The organism is Paludibaculum fermentans, from assembly GCF_015277775.1.
GTDB classification, from domain to species: Bacteria; Acidobacteriota; Terriglobia; order Bryobacterales; family Bryobacteraceae; genus Paludibaculum; species Paludibaculum fermentans.
Window position 1 is genome coordinate 3,492,476 of the sequence record NZ_CP063849.1, and the last position, 11,199, is coordinate 3,503,674.

Consider the following 11,199-nt stretch of genomic DNA (forward strand, 5'->3'; position numbering starts at 1 on the left):
CCTGACCCGCATGCGGATGCGGAGAGGGTCGCCTCTCTTATCATCGGCACGGAACGGTGCGCTGATTAGGGTGAAATGCTCAGTGGATTATTATTGTTGCGCGGATTATACGGTGAGAACTTCGAGACCCTGCTCTCGCAGCGCCTCTACTACCTGCGGGTCCGCTCCAGTGTCTGTAATCAACCGGTGAATCAGGTTGACCTTGCAAATGACTGAGAGGCTGCGCCTGCGCAATTTGCTGGAGTCCGCAACCACGGTCACTTCCCGCGCCACCTTGATCATTAAGGCATTTAGCTGCGCTTCCAGGATGTCTGGAGTGCTCAAACCCAGTTCGGGATCCAGCGCGTCCACACCCAGGAACAGCTGATCCGCGTTCAAGTCCCGTAAGGTCTGCTCGGCTTGCGGCCCCACCAGCGAAAATGACATCGGCCGCAGAATTCCGCCCAGCATCACCACCGAAAGCTCAGGGCTGCTGCTGAGTTCCATGGCGGAATTCAGCGCGTTCGTAATTACAGTCACCGGCCTGACTTTAAGGTGTTTCAGGCGTCTGGCAATTTCCGCCGTGGTGGTGCCGGAGTCCAGGATGATGATCTGCCCGGGCCGGATGAGTTCCGCCGCTGCCTGGCCAATGCGCGCCTTTTCAGCACTATGCAGCGTTTCCTTGAAGGCAATGGGGTAGTCGGTGCGTGGATCGATGCGCTTGATGGCACCGCCGTGCGAGCGGATCAGGGACCCCGACTTCGCGAGCGAATCGAGATCTCCGCGCACTGTTACCGAAGAAACGCCGAACCGCTGGACCAAATCCTCCACGGTGACGCGTTCTTCCGCCTCAAGGATCTCCAGGATCTTCCTGCGCCGCTCTTCGGTCAGCAAACGGGGACCGCGGGACAGGACATCTTCACTCTGAATCGACTTTGGCATGAACTGCTTCGAGAGTAGCGCAAATCGCGGCAAATCGAAAGCAAAACAACGCGCGATGCGGCATTCATTCCCGCCGCGTCTGAGACGCTGAGAAATATACGCTGAAGATTCTTTAACTTAGAGCAAGAGTCGAATCGGGACGAGCTTTCGTTTCACGAGTCTCTGCTTATCTATGCTTACTCCAGAGGCGCCTGTCGAAGCGCCAAAGCACTGAGATGGTGCGCCAGCCCCCGGTCGTCCAGCAGCAGCGCCCGCCGGAATTCGGCCAGGGCTTCGGCTTCACGCCCCGCGCTCCGCAGCAGTTCGCCGTGGCCGTAAGTGGCGATCCCGCTACCCGGAGCACTGCCGCGCGCCAGCCGCTTCTCCATGGCCTGGGGATCCAGGGGCTTGCCCAGTTTCCGGGACGCGCGCGCGGCATAAGCAAGTTCAGCATCCGATCCGCGCCCCGCTCGGTCCATGGCCCGGCGCCAGCACGCTCGAGCCTCGTCCATGTGGCCGGCCTCCGCCTCCAACTCGCCCAGAATGTACTGAATACGGGCATTCTCGAGAAACACGGCCATGCCGTCCCTGGTGAATTCGAGACCGGGAACGGGCTGTCCCAGCTTGCGGCCAAGCACGATAGCCTCCTCCTTCCGGCCTGTGCGCGCCAGCTCCTGTGCATGCTGAAGTTCAATCTCAACATAGACTTGGCGGATGTTGGTACCCAGCTCTTCGCGCGCAAAAAACCGCCCCGAGATCAACTGGAGGGCCACGGCGGCCTGCCCGCTCGCCGCGACAGTCAGAGCCCGCCGGATCAACAGGTTCTGGGGCATTCCGGCCGGATCGGGATAGCGCTGCAACGCGGCGGCTCGCTCGGACGGTGGACTTGCCTGGATACTCAACGCCTGGTCCAGCGCCTCGTAGACGGCCGGATTGCGGGGATCTACACCCAATCCCTCCTGCAAAACTCGCGCAGCTTCTTCGGGCTGGTTCTTGATTCGCAACAGGGCGAGGCCGAGATTCCGGTGTAGCGTGGCCAGCTTCGAGGATCCTTGCCGGGCAAGTTGCCATTCCACAATTGCTTCATCGACCTGCCCGGCGGCCATCAGCAGGTCACCCAACAGGAGCTTAGCCCCTGTGTCGGCAGGGTTTAGCGCGATAGCCCGCTGCAGGACCGGCAGCGAGTAGCGCCTGCTCGGGAAGATATAGTCCAACGGCAGGCGCGCAGCCTCCAGGTAAGCCGGCTGGGCGGAGACGCCTGTCTTTTCCAGGCAATAGGCGCGGTAATAGGCAACCAGGGCATGCCGCTGGGGCAGGACGCTGCCCGGCTCACGCCAGGTCTCGTCCACCTCCGGATACTGATGGTTCAGCAGTTCCAGGGCCTCCGCCCAGAAGCCCAGATCCATATCGTCTTCAGCGACTTCCAGCACTCGCTCCGGATCCGCGGCAAGCACTTTCCAGGTCGCATCATCGGCGGAGCGCAGATACCGCAGCCCTACGTTCGTCGGATCCTGAATGAGCCCCTGATTGACCACTGTGGCCGCTTCTTGGGACCGTCCGAGTCGTTTTAACAGCGCGGCTTGGAGCACCGCCGCACGCACGGCCTCCGGGCCGGATTTCCCTATAAGTGCCAGCGCCTCAGTCAGATGGCCCTGCCGCGCTTCCAGCAAACCCAGTTGGATGGCCGCCGCTGGACGGTAAGCCGGAAACAGCATGGCATGTTCCCACTGCGTCCTGGCGCCCCGCTCGTCGCCCAGTTGGAAGAGGGCTAACCCCAAGAGGTAGTGCGTTTCCGGATCGTTGGTCAGTTGGTTCTGCGCCGCTTTGAGATACCCCGCGGCCTCCTTGTACCGGAAAAGATCCAGGGCCAGCCGCCCCGCCGCCAAACCTAACTCGCGGCTTTCGGGGAAGCGTGCCAGGCCGTCCTGATAGAGGGTCCAGGCCCGCAGCCGGTCGCCGTTCAATTCCCGGTCGCGGCCATCCTCCAGAATCCGGACCTCAGCCGATTTCGATTCCGGCACGGGCTGTACTGGACCAATCGGTATCGATCCAGCCGGAGCCATGTCGTACTCATCCTCTGTGTGGGTCAGCAGCACGCGGCCGTCGCGGCCGGTCAAATTGACGGTGATTTTACCGTCAATGGACGGCAACTCCACGGTGAAAACGCGGTCTGGCGCCAGGTCGGCTGTCTTGTCGGCTAGAATCCTGGTTCCCTGCCGGATCGACACTCGGGCCCCCGGGATCGGATGGGTCACGTTGCAGCGCAGCTTTGTGGCCGTGCCCGAGTGGTCAATGTTCACGATCGCATCCAGATTTGCCCGGACAAACCCGCCGGTCTGCCGGACGGGCATCCAATATTCGGTGAACTCGAGCGTCTGCTGCGGCTCCAGGAAAGCATAGGTTTCCTGGTTACGGAATACCCCGCCCTGCACCTCGACATAGGCCGATTCATCGTCGGAGAGGGCCTTGCGCCAGTCGCGGCCATCGGGGTCGACGCCCCAGGCCCAAATCTTGCGGTGAGGTGCCTGCGACGGCAGAGAATAGTGGATGACGCCCGCGTCGGTCTTCGGATGATACACACCCGCAAAGGGTTCGCGGGATTCGTGCGCGAACTGCGAGACCGGGCCGGCCGTGTGATTGCCCACCACGCTGAGGTCGAGGCCCGCATGGTTGATGGGCCAGGTGTCGATCTCCTTGAAGCCGTGCGAAGCCGTATACCGCTGAGGATAAAGGATGCGCGAATCATCCCAGACCCGTACGGCGGCGTTTGTCCACCAATAGAAGCGGTGCCGCGTGGCGCTGCGGTTGTAGAGAAAGTTGTGCTGTTCCAGTACGGTGGAGCCGGGACGGAGCTTGAGCTCGACGCGCCACTGCATCCCGTAAACCCGGTCCACATTGGACACCCAGACGGAAGCCGACCCATCGCTATGCCGTTGAATCGCATAGGGAACCGGCGAAAGGGAGACCCAGTTGTGCGAGACCGGGAAATTGAACTCGATGCCAAAGGCAGCCCAGGCCCCACGGTAGCTGACTTTGGCCTTCTTGATGCTGCGGTTGGCGTAGAACATCTCCGCCCCATTGGTCTTGTCGGTACAACCATAGAGGTGGCCGCCCAGGTCGGGCAGCACCGTGCAGCGCAGGTACTGATTCTCCAGGACGACCGCGCGGTACGTCACAGGCACGGTTCGCTGCGTGATTTCGTCCCGTAGCGTATAGGGATAATTGAACTTGGAGCCGGCGAACTGGTCGAACGGCGGGTTGGGATCAGGCTTGCCCTCCACCGAGGACGGCAGAGTCAACGATTGCTCGGATACCTGGACCTGAGCGAATGAGACCCCGCACAGAATCAGGCCGGCCACCCACGGAAACAACTTCACAGGATCCTCCGTAACTCCGAGTGTAGGCGCTGTCTGGCTTCCTTGACACTCCCTCCTCTACATGGTAAGAAACAAAAAGCAAAGCTAGCAATACGAAAATCTTACAACATGTTTTTCTTCCGTTTTCTCCTGATCGCAGCACTGCTGCCCGTGTCGACCTCGCACAACGGCTGGAGCGTCGTCGGACCGGGCGGCGGCGGAGCAATGTTCCATCCGACGATTAGCCCGCACGACCCCAACCGCGTGCTGGTCGGCTGCGACATGACTGGCAGCTATCTGTCGGAAGACGGCGGGAAGAGCTGGAAAATGTTCAACTTGCGCGGGCCTGCCAGGTTCTTCCTGTTCGATCCGTCCGACCCCAAAGTGGCTTACGCCAAGACCATCGGCTTGTGGCGCAGCGCGGACTCCGGCCACACCTGGACCATGGTGTACCCAGCCAACGCAGCCATTGAGGCGGATGGCGATCACGCCGACGAGCGCGTGGTGAGCGACGAACCAGGCATCGACGCCTTGACCATCCACCAGGGCAGGCTATGGGCCGCGATGGGCACGGCCCTCAAGAGTTCGCGGGATGGCGGCAAGACCTGGGCACCGGTTGCGACACTGCCGGAGCGCGGCATGCACATCGTGGGAGACGCGGGCCGAATTCATGTGATTGGAGCGAACAGCCTCTCGACGGTGGAAGGCGGCAAATCATCCACCTGGCCGCATGCAGCGTTTGTCGACGTTGCCGCCGGTATTGAGAATGGCAAAGTGTACTTTTATGGAGCCTCGAAGGAGGGACTTTTCATTTCCGGGGACGGTCAGTCCTGGCGCAAGTCCAGCCTGCACGGCTCGGTGCGGGCGGTGGCGGCCTCCGAACGGAATGGGCGCACCGCCTATGCCTCCTACCAGGACGGAGCCAGCTTCGGGGTAGCGCGCACAGCCGATGGCGGCGAGACGTGGACGCTCGGCTGGAAGGAATCCAGGCAGAAAGCGGTGAATGTGGACGACGGCTGGGTGAGCGACCGGTTCGGCCCAGGCTGGGGCGAGCATCCGCTGACGCTGGGCGTGTCGCCGACGCAGCCGGAACTGGCGTACGGCACCGACCTCGGCCGCACTCTGCGAACGACAGATGGCGGCGCAACCTGGAGGAACACGTACACGAACAAGATGCCCGATGGGTCGTACGCTTCCACCGGCCTGGATGTCACCACCAACTACGGCATCCACTTCGACCCGTTCCGGTCCAGCCACCTGTTTCTCAGCGTGACCGACATCGGCATGATGATGAGCGAGAACGGCGGCCAGAGCTGGCGCAGTGCAACGGAGCATGGAGTTCCGGAAGCATGGTGGAACACCACCTACTGGATCGAGTTCGATCCCCAGGTCAAAGACCGAATCTATGCGGTGACCGGCGACACGCACGACCTGCCGCGGCCCAAGATGTGGCGTTTCCGTTCGCCCATGCAGTTCAAAGGCGGCGTTGTCCGCAGCGACGACGGCGGCAAGACCTGGCGGGCCCTGAAGAATGGACTACCCGAGACATCGGTAACGCATCTGCTGCTCGACCGGGACAACCACGAGCGCCTCTATATCACCGGCTTCGGTCGAGGAGTATTCCGCTCGGACGATGGTGGCACTTCCTGGCAGAAGAAGAGCTCGGGCCTGCCCGAAAAGGAGCCGTTCGCCTGGCGGCTGGCCCAGGATTCGAAGGGGACCCTGTACCTGGTGGTGGCGCGGCGCAGTGAGGATGGCAGCATCGGCAACGACCGCGACGGTGCCCTGTACAAATCAGCCGATCACGGGGACACCTGGCAGCGCGCGTCGCTGCCTGAGGGAGTGAATGGCCCTAACGGGATTGTGGTGGACAGCAAAGACCCGCGACGGCTCTATCTTGCGGCCTGGGCGCGCAAGGGTGCAAAGAACGGCGGCATCTTCCTTTCGGAAGACGCGGGCGTCTCGTGGAAGAATGTCCACAGCGCTGACCAGCACGTCTACGATGTGACGCAGGATCCGGCTCGACCGGAAGTCCTATACGCGACCGGCTATGAATCGTCAGTCTGGCGGTCAGGCGATCGCGGAGCCACCTGGAAGCGGGTGCCCGGCTACGATTTCAAATGGGGCCAGCGTGTGACGGTGGATCCGTACGCAAAGGACATGATCTATGTCTCCACGTTTGGCGGCGGCGTCTGGCATGGACCGGCGCGCTAGCCGGATGCGTCCGCCAGTGGATAGCAGAGGTGCGCGATGGCGCGCAGTGCTCCGTTCTGCATCAGTGGCTTGAGCACCACATCCACGGGAACCAGGCCGCCGCCCTTATGCAGGTGGACCATGCGCAGTTTCCGGGTAGGCCGCATGGTCTCGAGTACGGCACGGCACGCGTTGGACTCCCGCACCTGCTCGTCCTCCGGCAGCAGGAACCAGACGTGATGGCCAAGCACCTCCTGGCTGGAGTAGCCGAAGAGCTCCTCAGCCCGGTGGTTCCAGGTCTGGACTACCCCGTCGACCCGTTTCGAGAACACGGTGAAAGGCACCGAATCAACGAGCAGCGACGATTCGAGCGCGACGGCATCGAGGCCGCGGAGCTGGGAGATGTCGCGATAGTTGTGGACTATCGCCAGGACGCTGGGATTGTCGAGCATGTCGGTGACAGTGCCTTCCACCCAGACGTGCGACCCGTCCGGCTTCATCAACCGTAATTGATGCTGGACGACGCCCGCGCGCTGCTCGATGAGGCGCTGGTAGCTCGCGCGCATGGCCGGCTGATCGTCAGGGTGGGTGATATTAAGAAAAGACGTCCCGGCCAGGGCAAGGGGTGCATAGCCGAGGATCGACTTCACCACACGGATCACAGTGGCGTCGGCCGTCGTGAGGGTGATGCCGTCGCGGCTGCCGGCGAGAAGAGACTCGAAGAGAAGGGCGTTCCGGCGGACGGCGTCCTCCAGCCGCTGGAGATTGCCGACCCGCTCTTCCAACTCGGACACACGCTCCAGCAGGAGCTGATGCACGGGGTCTGGAGCGGCGATGGGTTCCTGTGTGGTCATGGCGTTAGCAGTAGTCGAGAGGAGTCTGGGATGCGATGAACTTGCTGATGAACATGGAGGTGTTCGTGATGGGCGGGATGAGAGCGATGACGGACCAGGCAATGGAGAGCGGCAGCAGGACCGAGCGGCCGCCAATGTCGACTTCGTTCTGGAGCGGCACATCCAACGCGCGCTTGAGCTTCGAGCGGATCTGATCGATGGTCTCCTGGCGAGGCAACAGCGCCACAAGTGTGGGGCCGGTCCAGCGGAAGATCTGCTCCCCCTCCTGCATTACTTGAGCCTGCACGTGTTTCTTGAGCAGGCGCAGCATCTCGTCGCCGACGGCCTGGCCAAAGCGGGCATTGATGGGCTGCATCCGGCCCACGACCAGCGTAAGGACGTACTTGCGGCCCGCAGTCTTCAACCCTTCCTGAAACGCAGTCATGGCAGCAGCCTGATCCGGGAGGTTCGTCACTGGATCCAGGCTGGAGCTTTTGAGCTGGGCAACGGGCGCTTGCGCACGCAGCAGGTGGCCGCGCAGCTCATTGATGGCCGCGTCGTTCTCCTGTTTCTGGCGGGTTGCCTCGTCGCGCACTTTGACGAGACACGCGCCCAGCCGGGACTTCAAACTCTGCACTGTTTCAAAGGAAGCGGCCTGCTCCAGGTCTGTACGGATCTCGTTCAGCGCCGGGGCTGCCCGTTCGTTACCTCCGCTGATGGCAATGACTGTCTGTGCCAGCATATCGATCATGTTCTGGAGTTCGGAGTCCTGACGCCGGATGGCACGAGTGGTGCGGACAGCGTAGCAATCGAGCGCGTGGATGGCGGCGCCGGCGATGACCAGCAGTTGATCGTGACTGCAGTCCTGATTAGCCGCTTCCTCGATAGACTGCATGTCCTGCCGGAAGCTGTCGTGCTCCTGCGGGTCGGCGCAGACGGCGTGATCCGCCATGCCATGCAGTAGCATGGATACGATTTTGTGCAGCCCGATCTCGTCATCCGAGTTGCTGAGGTACCTCTTGAGCGTGATCAGGGGCATGAGTCCGCCATGACACTGGACTCATCGGCCCGAACGCCGGGCCTTTCAGTAACTTTGCTGTCTCTCCTCCAGCTATCGCCCCAACGAGAGAGTCACTACGCCCGAAGCGATCGAAGCGGCGCTGAGCAGTCGTAGGCGCCCCTGCCGTTCTCCGAGCACCGCTGCGCCCAGCAGGACCGCGAAGAGCATGGAGACCTCCCGTGCAGGGGCAACCCTGGTCACCGGCGCGTTCTGCATCGCCTGTAGAACCAGGATGTACGCCATGGGCGCGAGCACGGCCACGACCAGGGCGGCCCGGCCGTGCCGGCGCGCGGCGTCCACAAGATGACGCCCGCGATGCACGACAACCGGCAGCAGAATCAGGGTGCGTGTTGCGTTGGAGAGGTAATCCAGCAGCAGCGGCGGCATGCGCACGACGCGGACAGACGTCGCGTCCACCACGGTGTAGAGAGCAATGCACACGCCCGTCGCCAGGCCATAGAGGATTCCGCGCCGGCGGGCGCCAGGGACGGCGGCCACGTGCCCATCCGGCCGCGACAATCCGAGGATCCCCAGCACCACCAGGACCAGGCCGGCGGCGGACGCCAGGGTCACGCGCTCGCCCAGCAGCACGACGGCAGCCAGGCTGGAGAGCAGGGGACCTGTTCCGCGCGCCACCGGGTAGACCACGCTGAGGTCCGCCACCTGGTAGCCGCGCTGGAGCACGAGCCCATACACCACATGGAGCATCCCGCTCAGCGCCACCAGTGCCCAGCCGCGCCAGCCGATCGTGGCGGGCATCGACGGCCAGAACCACACAGCGGCGGGCGCATAGACGAGGCAGGTGAGGCTGGAGTAGAGAATGACGAAATCCGCTCCGGCGGCCGCGCGTTTGGCCGCCAGGTTCCAGGTGGCGTGCAGCAGGCCGGAGAGCAAAACAAGAAGAAGAGCGGTGACAGGCATGGGGGCAATCCCTCCAACGCACAGATTGGGTAGCCCGACTTGTCCGCCTCTGGGGTTTTGTCCCTAGGGTGCAGGCCGCAAACACGGCTCTCTGTGACGCTCGGACCGTGCGCTTGGCCAGCGCGGCCAGCAGGAACCCTAGTCACCACTCGGTCGAGTGGACTCAGTCTAGCATGGGGCCGGCCGGCCACGGCGAGGTGCGATCGGCTGCGCCGGCTCAGCCGCCGGCAGGCTCGCGGTGACGGCGCTCTTGTCAAATGATTTCCCTGGTTTTCCTTTGCTTGTTATTGACAGGGCTAACCAAACTTGTAGAAGGTAAAGAAACGATAGCCCGGAGCTTGCCGGGGTGCCGGAGATCGCTGCCTGTGAGGTGCCAACGTGAGTACAGTTTCCCGCCGTATTTTCCTGCAGACAAACGTGTCTGCCGCCGCGTTGGCGGCCGCACAGGCCCCCGCCTGGACGGGTCCCGCAGCCGCCGATCGCCTGGATCAGGGGCCTTTTGAAGCCGAGCAGGACGACGGTTGGATGACACTCTCTTCAACGTCGGCTCACGAAGGCCCGCTGCGGAATCCAGGACTGGGCCTGATGGGCTACACATGGGAGGAAGGCGGCCCGTCGCTGGCGGCGCGTAGTGGAAAAGAGACCCTCGAACAACATGTAGACCGGTTATCGAGCCTGCCCTTTGTCGACATTCTGTACATCCGGTGCGACTGGCGGCATGTACAGAAACAGGCCGGCCGGCTGGATCTGCACCCCATCTGGAAGCTGACGCTGGATGCCGCCAAAGCGAGAGGGCAGAGGGTGGCGTTCCGCGTCCAGCTCTCCAATCCCAGCGCGCCGGATGAGCCTATCGCCATGCCGGCCTTCGTCCGCGAAAAGGTGCCGCTGGTGAACATCGGGCGCGATCGGGCAAACGGCCAGACGAAGGATTCGTTCGAGCCGCGCTACGACCATCCGGAGTTCCGCAAGGCCTTCAGGGAATTGAACGAATTGCTCTCGGCACAGTTCGACGGGCATCCTCAGGTGGAGTTCGTCGACCTGATGCAGTACGGGTATTGGGGCGAAGGCCACACGGCCAATCTGCACAATCCCTTTCCTGACTATGCGACAGCCGAGCGGACGTTTGTGGACTTCACGCGGCAGCAGCTCGAGGCATGGAAGCGGACGCCGCTGGCAGTGAATACCGAGCCCGACATCAGCCTGGTGGGCAACCGCCGGGTGATCGAGATGTGCACCGGCGCCGGGGCCTGGCTGCGTTCGGACAGCATCCTGGTGGAAGAACCGATTCAAATCGACATGCTCGCCAACCGGCCGCCCTGGCTGGCGGTGATCATGGAGGACGGCTATGACAGGCAGTACAAGCTCGCCATGCAGCCGAGGCTGGAACGGGCCATGCGGCACGTGCTGAACGTCGGAGGGAACTACTGGTCGCTGTGGACCGAGGCCGCCAACCTCGATGCGTTTCACAAGGCCTTCCCGCGGGGTTTCGAGAGCCTGCGCAGCCGCATGGGTTACCGCCTGCGCCCGGGCTGGCTCTGGCAACGTAAACGCCGCGGCGCCTATGAGTTGGTGACCGCCATCGTGAATGAAGGGGTGGCCGGCGTGCCAGGTGTTCTGCGGGTGAAAGCGGCCACGCCTGACGGTAAGTTCCAGGCGCAGGGATCGCTGGATCCAGGACACCCTTACGCGGGCAAGCTTCGGCAGTGTGCCTTTGCCATCCCACGGGAGTTGGAAGGGCAGACACTGCGGCTGGAGGCGGAAATCGAGTTGCGGCCCGGGGTGCGGCGTCCGGTCCAGTGGGCCTCCGAGCCGCTGGGGCAGCCCGTCGAAGTGCAACTGATGCGTTGGTCGGATGCTCGCTGGCGCAAGAATATTTAACACGAAATAAATCAAACGAAACTCTTGAAAGCTTCATTTGCTTTCGTTAGCATGCTAA

Annotated in this window: 7 protein-coding genes; 2 read left to right on the forward strand and 5 right to left on the reverse strand. The window is 62.8% G+C overall.

Annotated elements, in window-relative coordinates:
- Nucleotides 1-105: 105 nt before the first annotated feature.
- Both IRI77_RS13595 and IRI77_RS13600 read right to left on the reverse strand, forming a co-directional pair.
- Nucleotides 106-921, reverse strand: coding sequence for a DeoR/GlpR family DNA-binding transcription regulator (locus IRI77_RS13595; protein WP_194452591.1), 816 nt, complete (start codon nt 919-921; stop codon nt 106-108).
- A gap of 176 nt (nt 922-1,097) precedes the next feature.
- Nucleotides 1,098-4,277 (reverse strand): DUF5107 domain-containing protein, encoded by a 3,180-nt coding sequence (locus tag IRI77_RS13600; RefSeq protein ID WP_194452592.1) that lies wholly within the window; start codon nt 4,275-4,277, stop codon nt 1,098-1,100.
- 108 nt (nt 4,278-4,385) lie between these two features.
- Between IRI77_RS13600 and IRI77_RS13605 the strand changes: the two genes are divergently transcribed.
- A complete protein-coding gene (locus IRI77_RS13605) occupies nt 4,386-6,470 on the forward strand; it encodes a WD40/YVTN/BNR-like repeat-containing protein (RefSeq protein WP_194452593.1) in 2,085 nt (694 codons plus the stop codon).
- On the opposite strand, the gene IRI77_RS13610 is transcribed toward IRI77_RS13605, so the two are convergent.
- The 3 genes from IRI77_RS13610 to IRI77_RS13620 form a co-directional block, all read right to left on the reverse strand.
- Entirely contained in the window at nt 6,467-7,303 is an 837-nt protein-coding gene (locus IRI77_RS13610; protein WP_194452594.1) for a PAS domain-containing protein, read from the reverse strand. The two genes, IRI77_RS13605 and IRI77_RS13610, sit on opposite strands and share 4 nt — an antisense overlap.
- A 4-nt stretch (nt 7,304-7,307) precedes the next feature.
- Entirely contained in the window at nt 7,308-8,321 is a 1,014-nt protein-coding gene (locus tag IRI77_RS13615; RefSeq protein WP_194452595.1) for a diguanylate cyclase domain-containing protein, read from the reverse strand.
- 72 nt (nt 8,322-8,393) lie between these two features.
- Complete coding sequence (locus IRI77_RS13620; protein WP_194452596.1) at nt 8,394-9,263, reverse strand: DMT family transporter; 870 nt, start codon at nt 9,261-9,263, stop codon at nt 8,394-8,396.
- Nucleotides 9,264-9,641: 378 nt separating this feature from the next.
- Between IRI77_RS13620 and IRI77_RS13625 the strand changes: the two genes are divergently transcribed.
- A complete protein-coding gene (locus IRI77_RS13625; RefSeq protein ID WP_194452597.1) occupies nt 9,642-11,141 on the forward strand; it encodes a hypothetical protein in 1,500 nt (499 codons plus the stop codon).
- The last annotated feature ends 58 nt before the right edge of the window (nt 11,142-11,199 follow it).